The organism is Streptomyces sp. NPDC090077, from assembly GCF_044747545.1.
Taxonomy (GTDB): Bacteria; Actinomycetota; Actinomycetes; order Streptomycetales; family Streptomycetaceae; genus Streptomyces.
Genome location: NZ_JBIVEG010000001.1, coordinates 23064 through 41461, shown reverse-complemented (window position 1 = coordinate 41461; position 18398 = coordinate 23064). Strand labels below are relative to the sequence as shown.

Below are 18398 nucleotides of genomic sequence, written 5' to 3'. Positions count from 1 at the left end.
CGCTCCATAAGGGCAGTTGTAAGGTGTGGCCGTGAGCGGACAACGGAGCCTCGCCGACGGCCGGTACGTGCTGGAGCCCGAGCCGATCGGCGCGGGCGGGATGGGCACGGTCTGGCGAGGGTACGACCGGAGACTGCACCGCACGGTCGCGGTGAAGGCGCTCCACCTGCCGGCCGGCTTCGATGCCGAGGAGCAGTCCAGGCTGCGCGTGCGGGCCGTGCGCGAAGCCAGGGCGATCGCCCGGCTCGAACACCCGGGCATCGTGGCGGTGCACGACGTCCTCGAGGAGGACGGGCAGCCGTGGATCGTGATGCGCTTCGTCGACGGGCGTTCCCTCGACCAGGAAGTCAGGGCCAACGGCCCGCTGGGTCCGCAGCGGGCCGCCGAAATCGGCGGCCAGCTGGTGAACGCGCTCTCGGCGGCACACGACGCCGGGGTCCTGCACCTCGACGTGAAGCCGCAGAACGTGCTGCTCGACGACAAGGGCCGAGCCGTGCTCACCGACTTCGGGATCGCGTCGGTCGCCGATGCCACGGCGCCCCGGACCAAGGCACTGGTCGGCACCTTGGGCTACATCGCCCCCGAGCGACTGGCAGGTACCGAACCGGGCCCCGCAGCGGACATGTGGTCCCTGGGCGCCACGCTCTACTTCGCCGTCGAGGGCCGGCCGGCCTACCCCGCCGACAACGTGGGGGCCGCGGTCGCTGCGGTCATGACCCGCGACCCCGAGCCCATGGCGCGCGCGGGGGTACTGGCACCGACGATCACCGGCCTGCTGGAGCGCGATCCCGAACAGCGCACCGACGCCGTCAGAGCCGCCACGGAACTGCGGGCTGCCGCCGGGACCATGACGCTGGATCGCCAGGACCTGCCGAGAAGGCCGGTCCTGAAGCACAAGACCGTCGTGGCGCTGGTCGCTCCTCTCCTGCTCGCGGTGGGCGCCGTCCTTCCGTACGTGGTCTCGCAGGCCCGCGGGGACGCAGGTCGGCGGCCGACCACCGAGAGCTCCCCGGCCACGTCCTCCCCGGCCCTCGCCACCAGCGCCGGCCCGAGCCCTGCGCCCAGTGCCAGTCCGACTCCCACCCCGAGCCCGACCCCCACCGCGCGGTACCAGAGCATCCCCAGGATCTGTGACAAGGTGGGCCGCCGGTCGAGCTCGATCATTCCCGACATGGACGCCGGCAAGGAAGAGAACTGGGTACCCAACCCCGGCCGGTTCGGCGGCCTGATCGAGGCGTACGCCTGCCGGTGGAGCACGGACGGCTACTGGGCCGATCACCCCTGGGGTGCCGACGTCAGCGTCACGCTGCTCCGCTTCTCGTCCGGCGCCTACGGCGCGACGGCCTTCGAAGGGGAGCGCACGGACTCCTTCTACAAGAGCGTCCCGCGGCTCCACGACTTCGCCGACGAGCTCTGCGTGTCCAATCCGACGGGCAAGGACTACGGCTACGCCCACGTGATATTCCGCGTCGACAACATGCTCGTGCAGGTCTCCTACGAGATGATGGTCGAGGTACCGTCCGCACCCGCACCCGCACCGGCCGTGGCGAAGCCGCGGGGCATGGAGATGGCGAAGTACGTCCACGACGAACTCACCGCCGGCTCCTGAGGGGCCGGGGTCGCCCGGGCCGTGGGATGCGTGCCCACCCGGCCCGGCGCTCAATGGAGACGGGAAGCAAGATTCCGCTCGAGCGGAGGATCGCGACGTGAGCATGCACGCCAAGGCGCGTCTGGCCCTGTTCTCCGGTGCGGCGGCCCTGATCGTCATGCTGGTCTTCGCGGGCTTCCGGAGCCTCGCCCTCGTGGCCGTGGGCCTGGCCGGCGTGTGCATCACGGCCGCGGCCGGCTGGCTGGTGCTGGCCCACCGAGGGCCCGTGAGGTGGCTCGCGGCGGTCTTGCTCCTGGCGGCCCCCGCCGTCGTGGCCGTCTGGTACCTCCGCGCCGGGCTGCTCTGGGTGGTCCTCTGCGCGGTCTTCCTGTGGGCCCTGGCGGTGGCCGCCGGACGGGCCGCGCTTGCCGACGAGGGACGGTCCCGGATGCCCGAGCGGCCGGCCCGGCGGCCGGAACGGCCGTTCCTGATCATGAACCCGCGCTCCGGGGGCGGAAAGGTCGGCACCTACCGCCTGCGGGAGAAGGCCGAGGCCCTGGGCGCCGAAGTGGTGCTCCTCGACCCCGACCACCCCCAAGACGTCGCCGGCCTCGCCCACCGGGCGGTGGACCGGGGCGCCGACCTCCTCGGGGTCGCCGGCGGGGACGGCACGCAGGCCCTGGTCGCCGGTGTGGCCGCCGACCGGGACGTCCCGTTCCTGGTCGTCAGCGCCGGCACGCGCAACCACTTCGCGATGGACCTCGGGCTCGACCGGAAGAACCCGGCGGCCTGCCTGGACGCCCTCAGCGACGGGGTGGAACTGCGGGTGGACCTCGGCCGGATCGAGGACCGCGTCTTCGTCAACAGCGCCTCCTTCGGGACCTACGCGGAGGTCGTCCAGAGCCCCGCCTACCGCGACGACAAGGTCCACACCATCCTCGCGCTGCTGCCCGACCTGCTCGCGCGCCACAGCGGGCCCCGGCTGAGCGTGCGCGCCGACGGCACGACCGTCCGGGAACCGCAGGCGGTGCTCGTCAGCAACAACCCCTACGGCAGGGGGGACGTGGTGGGACTGGGACGCCGCACCCGCATGGACACCGGGACGCTCGGCGTCCTCAGCGTGGAGGTGCACAACGCCGCGCAGGCCGTCGGCATCCTCCGGCACGGCCGCTCCCGCGGACTGACCTCGCTGAGCACCCGCGAGGTCGTGGTCGACTCCGAGGCCCCGCTCGTCCGGGTCGGTGTGGACGGCGAGTCGCTGACCATGCCCGCGCCCGTCCACTGCCGCGTGGATCCCGGCGCCCTGCGGGTCCTCGTCCCGCGCCACCGGCCCGGCCTCCGGTCGGGGGTGCCCGTCGACTGGGCCGGGGTGCGCAGGCTCGCCCTGACCATGGGCAGGACGGCCGTCGGCGGGGGCGCCGTCCAGGGGGGAACGCGCGACCACCCGGAAGGGCGCAGGCGCTGGGGCCGACACGCCGCCGGCGCGGCCCGGGCCGACTACTCCGGGGCCGTGTACGGCTCCCTGCTCGCCGCGTCCGTGATCGTCGGAGCGGGCGGCCTCGGGCATTTCCCGAAGATCGAGCTGACCGTGCTGCTGCTCGGCACGGCCGCCGTGTTCTGGGCCGCGCACGTCTTCGCCCACCTCTTCGGCGTGTCCCTGGCCAACGAGCCGCTGACCTGGGCCGAGTTCCGCAGGGTGTGTGCCGAGGAAAGGTCGATCGTCGAGGCGGCCGTGCCGCCCGCCGCCTCGGTCGCACTGAGCGGGCTGCTCGGCCTCGACGTCGCGGGGACCATGTGGTTCGCGCTCTCCGTGGCGCTGGCCGGCCAGGTGGGCTGGGCGGTGGCCGGCGCGGTCCGGGCCGGCGCGCCCCGGCGCCTCGTCTGGATGGTGGCGGCCGTCAGCCTCCTGCTCGGCCTGATGATCGTCGTCCTCAAGACGGCCCTGACCCACTGACGGAACACGGTCCCCTGCCGCCGTGCCGCGGGCGCCCGCCTACCGGCTGAACCGGCCAAGAGCCATTCCGCCGCGTACCGCTCGCTGCTTCGCCTACGCCCGCCGCTCGGCGTCGATTTCGGCGATCAGGCCCTCGACGAGGGTCCTGATCTCGTCGCGGATGGGGCGGACGGCTTCGACGCCATGGCCGGCGGGGTCATCGAGCTGCCAGTCGAGGTAGGTCTTGCCGGGGAAGTACGGGCAGGCGTCGCCGCAGCCCATGGTGATGATGTAGTCGGAGGCCTGGGCGGCCTCGGGGGTGAGCACCTTCGGGGTCTGGCCGCAGATGTCGATCCCGAGCTCGGCCATGGCGGCGACCGCGGAGGGGTTGATCCGGTCGCCGGGCATCGAGCCGGCGGAGCGGACCTCGACGCGGTCGCCGGCGAGGTGGCGCAGGAGGCCCGCGGCCATCTGGGAGCGGCCGGCGTTGTGGATGCAGACGAACAGGACGGACGCGAGCGGGTTCGCGGGCATCGGCTTTCCTTCGGGTGGCAGGCGGCTGCGGAACGCCGGCGGGCGGCGGTACGGTTCAGCCGGGACTGGTATCAGCCCTCAGTGATGTGACAGTATCAGCGGATGATGACATCAGTCGACACTGATCTGATCCGGGTCCTGGCCGACCCGCTGAGGCTCAAGATCGTGACCCTCCTCGCGCGGGAGACCCTGTGCACCACCCACCTCGTGGAGGAGACGGGTGCCAAGCAGACGAACCTCTCGAACCACATGAAGGTGCTGCGCGAGGCCGGGGTCGTGGACACCGAGCCGTGCGGGAGGTTCATCTACTACCGACTGCGCCCGGAGGTCATCGAAGCGCTCGCCGGCCAGTTCGCCGACCTCGCGGCCACCGCACGCGCCGGCGCCACGGCGAACCTCAAGCGGTCCTGTCCCTAGGCCCCTGCGGCCTTGCCCGACCTGCCTCACCTGCCCGAGGGGATCCTGTCGTGACCGCCACCGAGCCCGTCGCCGCCGCACCCGCGGTCCAGTCCGCCACGGCCGCCGACGTGCCCCGGCCCGCGCCGAGCGCGGCCCCACCCCGTACTCCGCTGGTCGCCCGCGCCGCCGCCGAGGTGGTCGGCACCGCCGCCCTGGTTGCGATCGTGGTCGGCTCCGGCATCCAGGCCACGAAGCTGACCGACGACGTCGCGTTGCAGCTGCTGGCCAACTCCACCGCCACCGTTTTCGGTCTCGGCGTCCTGATAGCGCTCCTCGGCCCGGTCTCCGGGGCGCACTTCAACCCGGCCGTCACGCTGGCGGAGTGGTGGACGGCCCGCCGCGGCGGCGCCGGCGTCAACGCCCGCGAACTCGCCGTCTACGTGCCCTCGCAGATCGCCGGCGCGATCGCGGGCGCGATCCTGGCGGACGCGATGTTCGGCGAGCCGCTGGTGAGGTGGTCCACCCACGACCGCTCCGCCGCCACCCTCCTCCTCGGCGAGGTCGTGGCGACCGCGGGTCTGATCCTGCTGATCTTCGGCCTCGCGCGGACGGACCGGCTGCGCTTCGCGCCGGTCGCGGTGGCCTCCTACATCGGGGCGGCGTACTGGTTCACGTCCTCCACCTCCTTCGCCAACCCCGCCGTCACGATCGGCCGGGCGTTCACCGACACCTTCGCCGGCATCGCACCGTCCTCGGTGGCCGGGTTCATCGGCATGCAGCTGCTCGGCGCGGTCGTCGGCCTCGCCCTGGTCGCCCTGATCTTCGTGAACGGCCGGGGCGGGGCCGCCGAGGAGCCCTCGGCGGCATGACGCGCGCGGGCGCGGTGGTGGGTCGGTGACGGGCGGGCGGGCCGGGCTCGCCGCCGGCCGTCACCTGCGCCGCCCGGTCCACGGCGGGGCATTGACGCGGCCGTCTGTCGTCGGGGAACGGCCGTGGCCGCATCCCGCACTCCCGAACCCGGCCCAGGTGCCCGAAGCCGCGGATCGGTTCACATCGCCAGACGGCAACGGCACTCCGGCAGGACGACGTCCCGCGATGCGCCGCGAGCCGTAGCCGCCTTACGCGGAGGCCTTGGCGGCGCCGGCCAGCAGCGCGCCCATGGCGGCGAGCACGGAGGGCTCGACCTTGTAGTACACCCAGGTCCCGCGCCGCTCGGAGGAGAGCAGCCCGGCCTCCTTGAGCTTCTTCAGGTGGTGGGAGACCGTCGGCTGGGAGACGCCGACATCGGAGATGTCGCAGACGCACGCTTCACCGCCCTCGTGGGATGCGACGGCCGAGAACAGGCGCAGCCGGACCGGGTCGCCGAGCGCCTTGAACATCTTCGCCGCGGCCTCGGCTTCGTCGGGGGACAGGGGGCGCTCGTTGAGCGGGGGGCAGCACGCGACGATGTTGGGCTCCAAGAGCGGCAGAACCTTCACATTCGACATGCGTCTATGTTGACACATGTCGAATCAACGCGGCGGGGCGGTGTGCGCGAGTGAGCGGCCCTCGGTGCTCCGCCCGTGAATTAGATAAATGTCTATGTTGACGCCCGTCGAAGCAGGCGCCATGCTGATCGCGCAAGACATCGACAAACATCGAAACACGGAGGAAGCCGTCATGAACGAGCTGCCCGTCGTCGTGATCGGGGCCGGCCCCGTCGGCCTGGCCGCCGCCGCACACCTCCACGAGCGGGGCCTGGAGTTCCTCGTCCTCGAGGCCGGCCCGCATGCGGGAACGGCCACCCGCGAGTGGGCGCACGTGCGCCTGTTCTCCACCTGGGGCGAGGTCGTGGACCCGGCCGCCGAGAAGCTCCTGGCCCCCACCGGCTGGGTCAGGCCCGCCCAGGCGTCCTACCCGACCGGTGGGGACTGGGCCGCCCTCTACCTCCAGCCCCTCGCCGATGCCCTGGGCGACCGTGTCCGGTACCGGGCGCGCGTCACCGGCGTCTCCCGTGCCGGCCGGGACCGGACCGTCGACGCCGACCGCGACGTACAGCCCTTCACCGTCCACATCGAGACCCACGACGGCCGGGAGGAGCGTCTGTTCGCCCGCGCGGTGATCGACGCCTCCGGAACCTGGTCCACCCCGGGCCCCGCCGGCGCCGGCGGCCTCGCCGCCCTCGGTGAGAAGGCGGCGGCCGACCGGATCGCCTACCGCGTCCCCGACCTCACCGTCCCCGCGGTCCGGGCCCGGTACGCGGGCAAGCGCACCGCCGTCATCGGCTCCGGCGCCTCCGCCTTCACCGCCCTCGCCTACCTCTCGGACCTCGCCAAGGCCGACGACGGGGCCGGCACCCACGCCACCTGGATCCTGCGCCGCGGCATCTCCGGTTCCACCTTCGGCGGCGGCGAAGCCGACCAGCTCCCCGCCCGCGGCGCCCTCGGCCTCGCCGCCAAGGCCGCCGTCGACAACGGGTACGCCGACGCCGTCACCGGCTTCCGCACCGAGGCCGTCGAGCGAGCCGAGGGCGGCCGCCCGGTCCTGGTGGGCGAGGACGGCCGCCGCCTGGACGCGGTGGACGAGGTCATCGTGCTGACCGGCTTCCGCCCCGACCTGTCCTTCCTGGACGAGCTCCGCCTGAACCTGGACGAACGCCTGCAGGCACCGCTCGCCCTGGCCCCGCTGATCGACCCCAACCAGCACTCCTGCGGCACCGTCTACCCCCACGGCCAGGCCGAGCTCTCCCACCCCGAGAAGGACCTCTACCTCGTCGGCATGAAGTCCTACGGCCGCGCCCCGACGTTCCTGGCCATGACCGGCTACGAGCAGGTCCGCTCGATCGCCGCCCACCTCGCCGGCGACCACGAGGCCGCCGAGCGCGTCGAACTCACCCTCCCGGAGACCGGAGTCTGCGGCGGCGCGGGCCTCTTCGACCAGCCCGCCACCACGGAGCAGGACAACGGTGGCGGCTGCTGCGCGGCGCCGGCCGCGCTCACCATCGGCGCCCCCGCCGCGGTTCTCTCCGGCGGCTGCTGACGGCGCCGGACACCGAAACCGGAGCGGAAGGCCCGGCGCCGGCCGGAGGGCTTGCGTCCGGGCAGGTGCCACGGCCGTCCGAGGCCCGTGGGAGCCGGTCCTCGCCGGTCGGCAGGGCGGGCTCCCGCCCGCGATCCCGGCCCCGTTGCCCGCGCGCTACTCCGGGCGCGCTCGGGAGGGCCGGGCGATGCGGCGTTCCGTGGAGCTCAGGCCTCCCAGGAGGCCGTCGACCGAGGCGTTCACGACGTCCGGCGTGTCGTCGGAGGCGATCATGCCGGTACTGAGCAGGACGGCGAGTCCGTGGACCGCCGCGAAGACCAGGCGGGCCGCGGCCTGCGGGCCGAGGTGGTCCGCGAGCTGGCCGGCGCGGGCGGCCTCCTCGATGACGGCGTACGGCACCGCGTACGCGGCGCGTGCGGCGGCGGGCGCCGCCATGGTTTCGGACCCGTGCTTGCTCGCGTACATCAGCTCGACGAGCGGCATCCGGCCTTCCGTGAAGTCGACGTACGTGTGGGCGAGGGCCCGCAGCCGCGCCTCGAAGGCGGGCTCGGCGGCCGAGATCGCCTCGGCGAGCCGCAGCCCGAGGGTGTCGAAGCCCCGTTGTGCCACGGCGTCCAGCAGGGCGGTCCGGTCGGCGAAGTGCCGCCGCGGCGCGGTATGGCTGACGCCGATGGCCCGGGCGATCTCCCGCAGGGACAGCGCGGCGGCACCGTGCGCGATGACCGAGCGTTCCGCCTCTTCGAGCAGGGCCGTCCTGAGGTTGCCGTGGTGGTAGCTCTGCTCCTGCATGGGGTCAGCGTACGCCAAGAAGTTTCCAATGGAAACAATGTTTCCATTGACAACATGGAGGGCGGGGTGCCAGCTTGGAGGCATGAGCACACCGAACCGCACCCGATGGACCGCCGCGGACCTTCCCCCGCTGACCGGCAGGACCGTCATCGTCACCGGCGCCACCAGTGGCCTCGGCACCGTCACGGCCAGGGAGCTGGCCCGTGCGGGGGCCCATGTGGTCCTCGCCGTCCGCGACACCGCGCGGGGCCGGGACGTGGCCTCGACCCTGCCCGGCAGCACCGAGGTGCGCCGACTGGACCTGTCGAGCCTCGCCTCCGTCCGCGCCTTCGCCGACGCCTGGGACCGCCCCCTGGACGTCCTCGTCAACAACGCCGGCATCATGGCCGTCCCCGAGGCCCGCAGCGCCGACGGGTTCGAGATGCAGCTCGCCACCAACCACCTCGGTCCCTTCGCCCTCACCAACCTCCTGCTCCCGCACATCACCGACCGGATCGTCACCGTGGCCTCCAACGCCCACCGCAGACCCGGCGTGGACATCGACTTCGACGACATCGGCTCCGAACGCTCCTACAGCCCCTGGCGGGCCTACCAGCAGTCCAAGCTGGCCAACCTGCTCTTCACCCGTGAGCTCCAGAAGCGGCTGACGGCGGCCGGTTCCCGCGTGACCGCGCACGCCGCCCACCCCGGCTACGCCGCCACCAGCCTCCAGGGGCGGACGGCCGGAGCGGGCCAGCGCCTGATGATGGCCGTCGCCAACCGCCTGGTCGCCCAGCCCGACAGCATGGGCGCACTGCCCTCCCTGTACGCCGCGACCCAGTCGCTGCCCGGCGACAGCTACACCGGCCCGGACGGCCGCGGCGAGCTGCGCGGCCACCCGGCACCCGCGCGCCGCAGCGAGCACGCCCTCGACGACGCGCGGGCGCGCAGGCTCTGGAACCTCTCCGAGGAACTCACCGGGGTCCGGTTCGCCCCGCCGCAGGCGGGCAGCGGACGGCGCTGACCCGAGCTGACCCGAAGACGCACCCGCCCGCCGGGACACCGGACCCCGCAGGGCGGCCGGCCGGGATGCCCGCCCGCGACTTCGGTGACACCCTGGAACACCCTGGCGGGCGAGCGCCGGCGGTTCTCCGCGGCGGGCGCCGACCGGGGCGCAGGGAGGTGCGCCATGCGGACACGAGCGTTCTTTGCCGTCACCACCTCCGGGCTGCTGGCAGCCCTCCTCGCGACGCCACCGGCGACAGGACGGGCACCCGTGACCCCCGCCGGATCCCCGGTCGCCCGTCCGGCGGTCGCCCGGACGGACCAGATCACCCCGGTGACCGTCGCGCCGACCACCGTCCCGCTGCCCGTCAAAGCGACGGACGGCCGGACCCACCTGGTCTACGAGCTCGAACTGACCAACATGTCCACCCTGCCCGCCACCCTCACCGCAGTCCGGGTCACGGCGGGGGAGGGAACGCTGGAGGAGCTGAGCGGTGCCCGGCTCCTGCGGGTCTTCCGCCCTTCGGGGGCTCCGGCCGAGCAGCCCGCCCGGGACATGGTCCTGCAGCCCGGCCGGCAGGGCAGGGTCTGGCTGGACGTCCTGGTACCCGCCGGTACGGCCTTCCCGATCACCCTCGCCCATGCCGTGTCGGTCACCTATCCCGAGGCGCTCGGCATCATCCCCAAGGCCATCACCGAGTACGTGGCCCCGCTCGGCGTCCCCGACCGCCGCCCGGTCGTGCTGAGGCCGCCGCTCGCGGGCGGCGGCTGGCTGGACGCGAACGGCTGCTGCGCGACGATCACGGCCCACCGGTCGGCGGCCTCACCCGTCGACGGGCGCGCCCGCTTCGGGGAACGCTTCGCCATCGACTTCGTCCGGCTCGACCACGGCACGGTCCTCTTCGACGGCCCGCCCGACCAGGTCGGCAGCTACCCCTACTACGGAACCCCGGTACGCGCCGCCGCCGACGGACGGATCGTCTCGGTGACGGACGAGTACCCGGACAAGAAGCCGGGCTCCGCCACCCCCGACATGCCCCTCGCCCAGTACACCGGGAACAACGTGGTGCAGCAGCTCGCGTCCGGCGAGTACGTCCTCTACGCCCACCTCAAGCCGGGCTCCACCCGGGTCCTCGCGGGCAGCACGGTCAAGGCCGGCGAGGTCCTCGGCGCCCTCGGCAGCTCGGGGAACAGCGACGCCCCGCACCTCCACTTCGAAGTCATGAGCGCGACGAGTCCGTTCACCTCCGAAGGACTGCCCTTCGTCTTCTCGTCGTTCGCACTGGAGGGAACGGTCACCCCGACCGCCTTCGACGACGCCCTCGCCTCCGGCTCGGGGAGCATCACCGTCACACCGCCCCGCGGAGCCCGGGACCGGACGCGGGAGATGCCGCTCTACCTGGACGTCCTGCGGTTCCCCCCGACCCCGTAGGAAGAGTGCGCACGGCGTCCTCGTAGAGGCGGAAGAGGCGTAGTCGGCCGTGGCCCTGGTCGGACCCGGCGGCGAGGGCCTCCCAGCACCGCGCGGCCATGATCCGGGCACGGGTGCCGGGCCAGGGCCGGGGGAGCAGCTCGGGGGGCAGCAGGGGGTCGGGTTCCATGGCGGCCGTGAAGGCCGCGGCCAGCTCGATCGTGCAGGTCAGGCGTTCCGTGTCCGTGGGGCGGTCCGGGCCGGAGATCCGGGCCAGCCGGTCCGAGGCGAGGTCGGCGAGCGCCTCGTGGCGGTCCGCGATCTGCCGGAGCGGCCAGAGCAGGGCGGCCAGGCGGTCCGGGGCGTCCTCGTCCCCGACCCGCAGGTCGCGGGTGCTGAAGCGGGAGAGGGAGGGCAGCACCTCCAGGTGGCGGGCGTGCGCTTCGACGATGTCGCCGATGGGGTTGGCGCTGACGTAGAGGCCGCCCTGGAGGGGGGCCGCGCCGAGGCGGAGCAGTGTGTCGCGCAGTGCGTCCCGGGCCTGCCGGGCGGTCTCGGGCACGGCGAAGGCGAACAGGTGCCAGGTCCCGTCCCACGGGGCGAGGCCCTGGTCCTGCCGGTAGGCGTGGCGGACGTACTCCGCGTCCGGGGCGATGGAGCCGGTGGGATCGGCGCTCGCGTGCAGCCGGGCCTTGCGGCCACGGCCCTCCTGGGTGAACCGGCCCTCGCCGACCAGCCGCTTCACGCACAGCCGGACCTGCTGGTCGGTCATGCCGAGCGCCTCGGCGACGGCGTACAGCTCGCCCGCGTCGACCGTGCCGTCCTCGCGCACGAGGGCGAACACCAGGGTCCGGGTACCGATTTCCGGGGCGGTGGACTCGGTCGCGGGGGTGGCCGGAGGCCTGCTGGTCATGGTTGCTGCTCCTTGCCGGTGCCCTGGACGGCGCGGTGCATGGTGGTCACCGCGCCGAATCCCATGAGGCGCTTGAGGTAGGGGGTCTGCTCGGTGCGTACGGCGGTGAAGCCCTGCCGTTCGTACAGGGCACGGGCGCGGGGGTTGGCGTCGATGACGTCCAGGCGGACGCGTGAGCAGCCGTGTTCGGCCGCGATGGCCGCGATCTCGGTCAGCAGCGCTCCGCCGATGCCGGTGCCCCGGTGGGCGGGGTCGACGGCGATGCCGTCCATGACCAGTTCGCCCGGCTCGGGTGTGCGTTCGAGCAGCGCCAGTACCGCGAGCCGGGGCAGGCCGCGGAAGAGGCCGTAGCCGGAGAGCACGTCGCGCACCCCGCCGCCGGTCAGGCCCCGACCGTCGAGCCGGTAGCCGGCGACCCCCACGACCCGGTCGCCGCCGGGGGCGAGGGCGACGGCGGCGCGGTCCGGGTGGAGGTGGCGGGCGATGAAGGCGCGGCCGTGCTCGGGCGGGCCCAGGGCGGCGCCGAGCTTGCGGCCGAAGGCCTCCCAGTACAGCTCGGCGACCCGCTCTTCGGCCCGCCGGGGCACGCCGCGACGGATGACGGCCGCAGAGTCCATGATTCCTCCTCGCGTTCCACGTACGAGCATAGTACGGTCGAATCGGAAACGAGCGTTGTGCATTCGATAGTTAATGGCTGGAGGGGCAGATGGCACCGAGAAGCGGCACACGCCGCCGCCGGATGGTGCGGGCCGTGCTCGCGACGCTGGCCGCACTCGCGGTCACGGCGGCGGGCCTGGGCGGTCTGGTGGCCTGGCAGAACGCCTATGACCTGCGCGAGGAGGCGGTGACGGTACGCCGGGACGGCCGAACCCTGAAGGGCGTTCTGGCCCTGCCGGAGCAGCGGAAGGGGCCCTTCCCGCTGGTGGTCTTCGTGCACGGCGACGGTCCGGTCGACGCCACGCACGACACCTTCTACCGGCCGATCTGGGAAGCCTTCGCCCGCGCCGGCTACGCCTCGCTGTCCTGGAACAAGCCGGGCGTGGGAGGCGCGCCCGGAGACTGGCTCGACCAGTCGATGGACGACAGGGCGGCGGAGGCCGCTGACGCCATCGCCTGGGCCCGGCAGCGGCCGGACATCGACGGCGGCGCCATAGGGCTGTGGGGTGCCAGCCAGGCGGGCTGGGTCCTGCCCAAGATCGCCGCCAAGGACCCGCGCATCCGCTTCGTCATCGCCGTTTCACCCGCCGTCAACTGGCACCGGCAGGGCCGGTACAACCTCCTCGCCGAACTGCGCCGCGACGGCGCCTCCGAGGCCGAAGTCACCGCCGCCCTGCGCCGCCGCGAGACAGGCCTGGAACTGCTCGGGCGTGGAGCCTCCTACGAGGAGTACGTCCGAGCCGTGGGCGATCCGCAGGGCATGACGGCCGCCCGCTGGCGGTTCGTCTCCAGGAACCACACCGCCGACGCGAGCGCGGACCTGCCCGCGCTGCGCCGCACGCCCGTGCTGCTGGTGCTCGCCGGACACGACGTGAACGTGGACACCGCCGACACCGAGGCCGCCTACCGCCGGCTCCTGCCGGGGCCCGCGCTGCGCGTCGCCCACTACCCGGACGCCACCCACGGCCTGGTCAGACACGAGGTCGAGAACTCCGCGCTCCGCCTCACCCTGACCGCGCTGTGCGCGCCGAGGGCCCTGTTCGCCGACGGCTTCCTCGAAGACCAGCGGAAGTTCCTGGCCGCCCTCGACACGCCGGAAGCGACACGATGACCACCCGGCCCACGACGGGACAGGGAGCCGCGGCTCTCGTCCAAGGCGTCCGCACCGCGTTCCCGTCCGGGCGCCTCACTCCCGGGCACCTCCCACGACCCAGGGCACGAGGGCGACGGGGCAGCGGGCGTGATGCAGCAGCACACGGGCGGCGCGGCCGAGCTGGAGCCCCGGACGGCCGGGATGGCGGCGGGCGCCGATCACCACGAGGGCAGCCGTGGCGGTACGTTCCTGCAGCGCACGGTGCGCGGGGCCCTCCACGAGGGTACGGACCGGGCTGACCACGGGATATTCGCGGAGCGGCCCGGTGAGGGCCTCGTCGAGGAGGGTGTCCGCCCGGGCCTGGTGGTAGAGGCAGACCCCGTCGGCCAGGGTCGGATGGGGGGTCGGAGCGTCGGCGGGGCAGCGCCAGGCGCGAACCGCCTCCAGACGGCAGTCGCGCGCGGCGGCCTCACGCAACGCGAACCGTACGGCCTCGGGACCTCCCGGAGTGTCGGACACCCCCAGCAGGACCCCGTCGTGACCGGCACTGGGTTCGTCACCGCGGACGACGACGACCGGGCACAGGGCGCGGGCGGCGAGCGCGAGGCCGACCGAGCCCAGCAGGAGCCCGGCGAATCCGCCGTGGCCGCGTGCACCGGTGACCAGTGCCCATGACGCGAGGCTCTCCTGCACCAGTGCCTGGACGGGATCCTCGGCGACGACCTCGGTCTCGACCTCGACGTCTGGGTTGCGCCTCGCTGCGCGCCGGAGGCCGTCGCGAACGGCGTCACGGCCGGCCTGGTCACCCGCCTGCTGCCCCCAGGGGCCCGCGGAGAGCTCGTACCGCTCCCAGCGGGAGGCGTACACCACCCGCAGCCGGAGCCCGTGCACGGCCGCCTCGTCCACGGCCCAGTCCAGCGCCCGGAAACCCGGCTCGGAGCCGTCGATTCCGACGGTGAGCGGCAACTCCATCCTGGCAACCTCCCGGTACCGGTGGCCACCGCCGGCGTCGCGCCGGGACGGGGTGACACCCCCATGCTGGTGGCACCCCCGGAACCCCGCGAACCGGCCGGGGGCCGCTGTGCCGGGTGCGCGGCGGCCGCCCGGCGCCCGCCGTGCCGGTCATGGGCGCGGCGGAGCGGAGCGGGCTCCGGGCCGCCGAAGGAGTGATGACCGATGACCGGCACGGACGCGGCGGCTTCCGCCGAGCCCTCCTCGGTCCGGGGAGGCGGGTCAGGCGAGGGCGAGGAAGAGCTTCTCGAGTTCCGCCTCGGTCATCGGAGCCTGCTCCGGGTCGGCTTCGGTCATGCACTGGCGCATTCCGCTGGCGACGATCTTGAACCCGGCCCGGTCCAGGGCCTTGGAGACGGCGGCGAGCTGGGTGACCACGTCCTTGCAGTCGCGGCCGGCCTCGATCATGGCGATGACGCCGGCGAGCTGCCCCTGGGCACGGCGCAGCCGGTTGAGGACTGACTTGACCGCGTCGTCGTCGACCTTCACCGCTTGCCTCCCGGCCTCGTGCGCTTTCCGCCATGGTACCCCAGGGGGTATGGCCTCGGGTGGGGGTCAGGCTGCCCGGAGGGCGGAGCGGGCGGCGTCGAGGTCTCCCTGGCGCGGGCGGTTGTGGGGGAGCCTGGCGAGGAGGGCGGCCATGCCGCAGGTGTCGGTGAGGGCGGAATAGACCAGGCCGCCGGCGATGCCCGCGGAGGTGAGGCGGAACGCGGGCCGGAGGCGGCCCAGCGCGAGGCCGGTCAGGACGACGGTGCCCGCGGTGAGGCGGACCTGGCGTTCCATCGGCCAGGCCTCGCGGCGGGTGCGGTGCGCGCGGTGGAGGTCGTGGCCGGCGGCGGTCCAGGCCGCCGCGCCGCCGGAGAGGGTGGCGGCGGTGATGCCGTGGCCCGCGAGGGTGCGGCAGGCCTTCTCCGAACGGCTCCCCGAGGCACATACGAGGAGGAGTTCGCCCTTCCGGGCCGCGTGCCGTATGTCGGGGAGGGCCTCTTCGAGGTGGTCGAGGGGAATGTTGAGCGCGCCGGGGAGATGGCCGGCGGCGTATTCGCCGGGGGTGCGGACGTCCAGGACGATCAGTTCGTGCAGGCGGGTACGGGCCTGGGCGGTGTCGAGGGCGGGGGGAGTGGCCATGGGGCGGGTTCAGTCCTTCGTTTCAGGGGGCGCGGACGCCCCTGGGGGAGAGGGGCGGCAGGGTCAGCGGATGGCGTCAGTGAGCATGAAGGCGGCGACGCCCAGCAGCGCGAGCGCGAAGATCCGCTGGAGGGTGGGGCCGGAGAGCTTGGCGGCGAGGTGCTTGCCGTCCCGGGCTCCGAGGATCGCGGCCCCCGTGAAGGGGGCGATGACCTCCCAGGCCAGTGGTACGTGGGTGCCGGTGCGGGCCACGAGCGCGGCGAGCGAGTTCACCGTGATGACCAGGAGGCTGGTGCCCACGGCGGCGCGCATGCGCAGTCCGAGGACGGAGGTGAGGGCGGGGACGGCGAGGAAGCCGCCGCCGACACCGAGGAAGCCGGTCACCGCGCCGAGCCCGGCACCGGCACCCGCGGCCCGCGCCGGCCCGACCGGTGTGGGTCGGCGGCCGGAACGGGAGGGGCGGAGCATCACGAGGGCCGCGAGGGCCGCGATCACGGCGAACGCGGCGGTCAGCACCGCCTCGGGGACGCGGGCGGCCAGGGTGCCCGCGCCGATGGCGGGCGGGATCCCGGCGGCGCCGAACAGGGCCCCCGTCCTCCAGCGGACGTTTCCCGCAGTGGCGTGGGCGTACAGGGCGGTCGCCGAAGTGGCGGTGACGATGATCAGCGAGGCCGTGGTGGCGGCGGCCGGGGTGAAGCCGGCGAGGTAGATCAGGGCGGGGACGGTCAGGACGCTGCCACCGCCGCCGAGTGCCCCGAGGGCCAGGCCGATGACGGCCCCGGCGGCGAGGGCGAGAACGAGGGTGCTCACGCTATCCGGCCGGGCCTTCCGCGTTCGTCGACGACGGGCAGCCCGGCCGACGCCCAGGCGCTCATGCCGCCCCTGACGTCGACGGCCCGGGCTCCGCGCCCGGCCAGCAGCTCGGCGGCCCGTCGGGAGCGCTGTCCGGACCGGCAGATCACCACCAGGGGCCGGCCCCGGGCGGCCGTCGGCAGGCCGGCACCGGTGACGAGCAGGGAGAGCGGCAGGTGGACGGCGCCGGGGGCGTGACCGGCGTTCCATTCGGCCCGCTCGCGCACGTCGACGAGGAGGCCGTCACCGTCGGTGGTGCGGCGGTGGGCCTGGTCGGGGGTGAGGCGGGCGGTGCCGCGTCGGAAGAGGGGCATGTGTCTTTCCATCCGGTGGGAGGCGGTTCAGCTGCCGGTGCCCGCGGTGAGGGGCAGTCCGGCGTCGGTCGCCGCGTCGAAGGAGTCGTCGACGGCCACGACGTCGCGGCCCGCGGCGTCCAGGAGGGAGGCGGCAATGCCCGCGCGCATGCCGCCCGCGCAGTGCACCCACACCGTTCCGGCGGGTACCTCGGCCAGGCGGCGGTGCAGCTGGTGGACGGGGATGTGCACGGAGCCCTCGATCCAGCCCGTCGCGCGTTCGGAGTCCCGGCGCACGTCGAGGAGCACGTCCGGGCCGGGAGCCCGGGCCGCGAGGTCGGCGAAGGTGGCGCGGGGGAAGGAGCGCGGGGTGACGCCGGCGGGGAGCCAGTCGTGGACTCCGCCGGTCGCGGCGGCGGCGGGCCGGTCGATGCCGACGCGCGCCAGTTCGCGCTGGGCGGCGGCGAGCTGGTCAGGGGATTCGGCGAGGAGGGTCACGGGCTTGCCCCAGGGGATCATCCAGGCGAGGTAGGTGGCGATCTTGCCGTCGGCTTCGAAGTTGAACGAGCCGGCGACGTGGCCCTCGGAGAACGCGATCCGGTTGCGCAGGTCCACCACCCACTCGCCGGAGGCGAGGCGTTCGGCGATGTCGGCGGCATCGGCCCGCGGGGGCGCGGTCAGGTCGATCGGTGCGGGGCCCGCGGTGTTGACCGGGCCCATGTGGGCGTAGTAGGCGGGAACGTCCTCCAGGCCCGCCAGCAGGGCGGTGACGAAGGAGTCCACGTCCTTGACCAGGGCGTCGTTGCCCGCCTTCTCCTTGCCGATGGTGGTGGCGCCGCCCTCGGACTGCGAGGAGGAGCAGAAGCTTCCGAACCCGTGGGTGGGCAGCACCGGCGTCTCGTCCGGGAGCTCGGCGGCCAGCCGGTGCGCGGACGCGTGCTGGGCGCGGGCCAGCCGCTCGGTCAGCCTCGGCTCGACCAGGTCGGGGCGGCCCACCGAGCCGATCAGCAGCGACCCGCCGGTGAACACCGCGACCACCGACCCCCCGTCCTCCAGGACGTAGGAGGTGTGGTGCGGGGTGTGGCCGGGGGTGGCCATCGCCCGCAGGACGACCCCTTCGTCCACGTCCACCACGTCGCCGTCGGCGACCGGGGTGCGGGCGAAGGCGACGCGGGCGGCGGCGGGTACGAGGTAGGAGGCGCCGGTGATCCGGGCGAGCTCCAGGCCGCCGGTGACGTAGTCGTTGTGGACGTGGGTCTCCACCACGTGCGTGATCCGCACCTCGCGCGCGGCCGCTGCCGCCAGGACCCGGTCGATGTCGCGGGGCGGGTCCACCACGACGGCCGTTCCGGCGCCACCCGCGAGGTAGCTGCGGTTTCCGAGGCCCTCGGTGCCGATCGTATCGATGAAGAACACGGTGATCCTTTCGGTTGGCATGTACCCCCGGGGGTATATTTCGAGCGTAGCACGGGTACCCCCCGGGGTATTTTCGAGCGCTGCTGCCGGCGCCGGGCGGCACAGCGCCACCGCCGGTCGCGCGACAGTGACAGCAGCCCCGGACGACGAGACAAGCGGTCCCGCCATCACCACCCAAAGGGTCCTGGCTGCTCACGGGAACAAGCCGGTGGGCAGGGGCGGGGACGCCCGCCGCGCCCCGGGGCACCGCCCCGCACCAAGGCGGCCGACGGCTGACCCGCTCGAACGCACCCGGGCCGCGGTGCACCTCGTGGTCACCCCGCCCGGGAGCGGCGCGCCGGCCTCTTCGCGGCCGAATGGTCCAGTCCGGCGGACCGCG

18 protein-coding genes and 1 pseudogene are annotated in these 18398 nt (G+C 73.9%); 8 read left to right on the top strand and 11 right to left on the bottom strand.

Annotated features, from left to right (window positions below):
* Positions 1 to 31: 31 nt before the first annotated feature.
* Positions 32 to 1609, top strand: a complete 1578-nt coding sequence (locus tag ACIPW5_RS00215) for a serine/threonine-protein kinase (protein ID WP_401238125.1) — start codon at positions 32 to 34, stop codon at positions 1607 to 1609.
* Positions 1610 to 1712: 103 nt separating this feature from the next.
* A pseudogene (locus ACIPW5_RS00210) lies at positions 1713 to 2996 on the top strand (diacylglycerol/lipid kinase family protein); the annotation flags it as partial.
* A 639-nt stretch (positions 2997 to 3635) separates the two neighbouring features.
* On the opposite strand, the gene ACIPW5_RS00205 reads toward ACIPW5_RS00210, so the two are convergent.
* The gene (locus tag ACIPW5_RS00205; protein WP_401238123.1) at positions 3636 to 4055 is read right to left on the bottom strand and encodes an arsenate reductase ArsC; all 420 of its coding nucleotides are present in this window, start codon (positions 4053 to 4055) and stop codon (positions 3636 to 3638) included.
* A gap of 102 nt (positions 4056 to 4157) precedes the next feature.
* On the opposite strand from ACIPW5_RS00205, the gene ACIPW5_RS00200 reads away from it, so the two are divergent.
* Together ACIPW5_RS00200 and ACIPW5_RS00195 are read left to right on the top strand one after the other, a co-directional pair.
* On the top strand, positions 4158 to 4472 hold the full coding sequence (locus ACIPW5_RS00200) for an ArsR/SmtB family transcription factor (RefSeq protein WP_401238121.1): 315 nt from the start codon (positions 4158 to 4160) through the stop codon (positions 4470 to 4472).
* 50 nt (positions 4473 to 4522) lie between these two features.
* The gene (locus ACIPW5_RS00195) at positions 4523 to 5323 is read left to right on the top strand and encodes an aquaporin (RefSeq protein WP_401238118.1); all 801 of its coding nucleotides are present in this window, start codon (positions 4523 to 4525) and stop codon (positions 5321 to 5323) included.
* Positions 5324 to 5572: 249 nt separating this feature from the next.
* Here the strand turns inward: ACIPW5_RS00195 and ACIPW5_RS00190 are convergent, their stop codons facing one another.
* A complete protein-coding gene (locus tag ACIPW5_RS00190) occupies positions 5573 to 5941 on the bottom strand; it encodes an ArsR/SmtB family transcription factor (protein ID WP_401238115.1) in 369 nt (122 codons plus the stop codon).
* A gap of 172 nt (positions 5942 to 6113) precedes the next feature.
* Here ACIPW5_RS00190 and ACIPW5_RS00185 point away from each other — a divergent pair, with 172 nt between their 5' ends.
* Entirely contained in the window at positions 6114 to 7472 is a 1359-nt protein-coding gene (locus ACIPW5_RS00185) for an FAD-dependent oxidoreductase (RefSeq protein ID WP_401238112.1), read from the top strand.
* A 156-nt stretch (positions 7473 to 7628) separates the two neighbouring features.
* On the opposite strand, the gene ACIPW5_RS00180 is transcribed toward ACIPW5_RS00185, so the two are convergent.
* The gene (locus ACIPW5_RS00180) at positions 7629 to 8261 is read right to left on the bottom strand and encodes a TetR/AcrR family transcriptional regulator (RefSeq protein ID WP_401238109.1); all 633 of its coding nucleotides are present in this window, start codon (positions 8259 to 8261) and stop codon (positions 7629 to 7631) included.
* A gap of 82 nt (positions 8262 to 8343) precedes the next feature.
* Between ACIPW5_RS00180 and ACIPW5_RS00175 the strand changes: the two genes are divergently transcribed.
* Positions 8344 to 9264 (top strand): oxidoreductase, encoded by a 921-nt coding sequence (locus ACIPW5_RS00175; protein ID WP_401238106.1) that lies wholly within the window; start codon positions 8344 to 8346, stop codon positions 9262 to 9264.
* Between the two features lie 165 nt (positions 9265 to 9429).
* On the top strand, positions 9430 to 10677 hold the full coding sequence (locus ACIPW5_RS00170) for a M23 family metallopeptidase (RefSeq protein WP_401238103.1): 1248 nt from the start codon (positions 9430 to 9432) through the stop codon (positions 10675 to 10677).
* Here ACIPW5_RS00170 and ACIPW5_RS00165 read toward each other — a convergent pair.
* A complete protein-coding gene (locus tag ACIPW5_RS00165; protein WP_401238100.1) occupies positions 10595 to 11569 on the bottom strand; it encodes a PaaX family transcriptional regulator C-terminal domain-containing protein in 975 nt (324 codons plus the stop codon). The genes ACIPW5_RS00170 and ACIPW5_RS00165 overlap by 83 nt on opposite strands.
* On the bottom strand, positions 11566 to 12186 hold the full coding sequence (locus ACIPW5_RS00160; protein WP_401238097.1) for a GNAT family N-acetyltransferase: 621 nt from the start codon (positions 12184 to 12186) through the stop codon (positions 11566 to 11568). Before ACIPW5_RS00160 ends, ACIPW5_RS00165 begins: the two co-directional genes overlap by 4 nt.
* Before the next feature lie 89 nt (positions 12187 to 12275).
* Here ACIPW5_RS00160 and ACIPW5_RS00155 point away from each other — a divergent pair, with 89 nt between their 5' ends.
* Complete coding sequence (locus ACIPW5_RS00155; RefSeq protein WP_401238094.1) at positions 12276 to 13337, top strand: alpha/beta hydrolase family protein; 1062 nt, start codon at positions 12276 to 12278, stop codon at positions 13335 to 13337.
* Between the two features lie 75 nt (positions 13338 to 13412).
* Here the strand turns inward: ACIPW5_RS00155 and ACIPW5_RS00150 are convergent, their stop codons facing one another.
* The 6 genes from ACIPW5_RS00150 to ACIPW5_RS00125 form a co-directional block, all read right to left on the bottom strand.
* Positions 13413 to 14291 carry a universal stress protein gene (locus ACIPW5_RS00150; protein WP_401238091.1) on the bottom strand — a complete coding sequence of 293 codons (879 nt, stop codon included), beginning with the start codon at positions 14289 to 14291 and terminating at the stop codon, positions 13413 to 13415.
* Between the two features lie 261 nt (positions 14292 to 14552).
* Entirely contained in the window at positions 14553 to 14819 is a 267-nt protein-coding gene (locus ACIPW5_RS00145) for a metal-sensitive transcriptional regulator (protein ID WP_401238089.1), read from the bottom strand.
* A 66-nt stretch (positions 14820 to 14885) separates the two neighbouring features.
* The gene (locus tag ACIPW5_RS00140) at positions 14886 to 15458 is read right to left on the bottom strand and encodes a rhodanese-like domain-containing protein (RefSeq protein ID WP_401238087.1); all 573 of its coding nucleotides are present in this window, start codon (positions 15456 to 15458) and stop codon (positions 14886 to 14888) included.
* Positions 15459 to 15521: 63 nt separating this feature from the next.
* On the bottom strand, positions 15522 to 16268 hold the full coding sequence (locus ACIPW5_RS00135) for a sulfite exporter TauE/SafE family protein (protein ID WP_401238085.1): 747 nt from the start codon (positions 16266 to 16268) through the stop codon (positions 15522 to 15524).
* Positions 16265 to 16624: a rhodanese-like domain-containing protein gene (locus tag ACIPW5_RS00130; RefSeq protein WP_401238083.1), complete on the bottom strand. Its 360-nt coding sequence runs from the start codon at positions 16622 to 16624 to the stop codon at positions 16265 to 16267. The genes ACIPW5_RS00135 and ACIPW5_RS00130 overlap by 4 nt, the downstream gene beginning before the upstream one ends.
* A gap of 27 nt (positions 16625 to 16651) precedes the next feature.
* Positions 16652 to 18019: a rhodanese-like domain-containing protein gene (locus tag ACIPW5_RS00125; RefSeq protein ID WP_401238080.1), complete on the bottom strand. Its 1368-nt coding sequence runs from the start codon at positions 18017 to 18019 to the stop codon at positions 16652 to 16654.
* Positions 18020 to 18398 lie beyond the last annotated feature (379 nt).

What these genes read in the sequence shown, in the direction of transcription:
- ACIPW5_RS00205 (WP_401238123.1), bottom strand. Translation starts at nt 4,055, where the DNA reads ATGCCCGCGAACCCGCTCGCGTCCGTCCTGTTCGTCTGCATCCACAAC.
- ACIPW5_RS00200 (WP_401238121.1), top strand. Translation starts at nt 4,158, where the DNA reads ATGATGACATCAGTCGACACTGATCTGATCCGGGTCCTGGCCGACCCG.
- ACIPW5_RS00190 (WP_401238115.1), bottom strand. Translation starts at nt 5,941, where the DNA reads ATGTCGAATGTGAAGGTTCTGCCGCTCTTGGAGCCCAACATCGTCGCG.
- ACIPW5_RS00185 (WP_401238112.1), top strand. Translation starts at nt 6,114, where the DNA reads ATGAACGAGCTGCCCGTCGTCGTGATCGGGGCCGGCCCCGTCGGCCTG.
- ACIPW5_RS00180 (WP_401238109.1), bottom strand. Translation starts at nt 8,261, where the DNA reads ATGCAGGAGCAGAGCTACCACCACGGCAACCTCAGGACGGCCCTGCTC.
- ACIPW5_RS00175 (WP_401238106.1), top strand. Translation starts at nt 8,344, where the DNA reads ATGAGCACACCGAACCGCACCCGATGGACCGCCGCGGACCTTCCCCCG.
- ACIPW5_RS00170 (WP_401238103.1), top strand. Translation starts at nt 9,430, where the DNA reads ATGCGGACACGAGCGTTCTTTGCCGTCACCACCTCCGGGCTGCTGGCA.
- ACIPW5_RS00165 (WP_401238100.1), bottom strand. Translation starts at nt 11,569, where the DNA reads ATGACCAGCAGGCCTCCGGCCACCCCCGCGACCGAGTCCACCGCCCCG.
- ACIPW5_RS00160 (WP_401238097.1), bottom strand. Translation starts at nt 12,186, where the DNA reads ATGGACTCTGCGGCCGTCATCCGTCGCGGCGTGCCCCGGCGGGCCGAA.
- ACIPW5_RS00155 (WP_401238094.1), top strand. Translation starts at nt 12,276, where the DNA reads ATGGCACCGAGAAGCGGCACACGCCGCCGCCGGATGGTGCGGGCCGTG.
- ACIPW5_RS00150 (WP_401238091.1), bottom strand. Translation starts at nt 14,291, where the DNA reads ATGGAGTTGCCGCTCACCGTCGGAATCGACGGCTCCGAGCCGGGTTTC.
- ACIPW5_RS00140 (WP_401238087.1), bottom strand. Translation starts at nt 15,458, where the DNA reads ATGGCCACTCCCCCCGCCCTCGACACCGCCCAGGCCCGTACCCGCCTG.
- ACIPW5_RS00130 (WP_401238083.1), bottom strand. Translation starts at nt 16,624, where the DNA reads ATGCCCCTCTTCCGACGCGGCACCGCCCGCCTCACCCCCGACCAGGCC.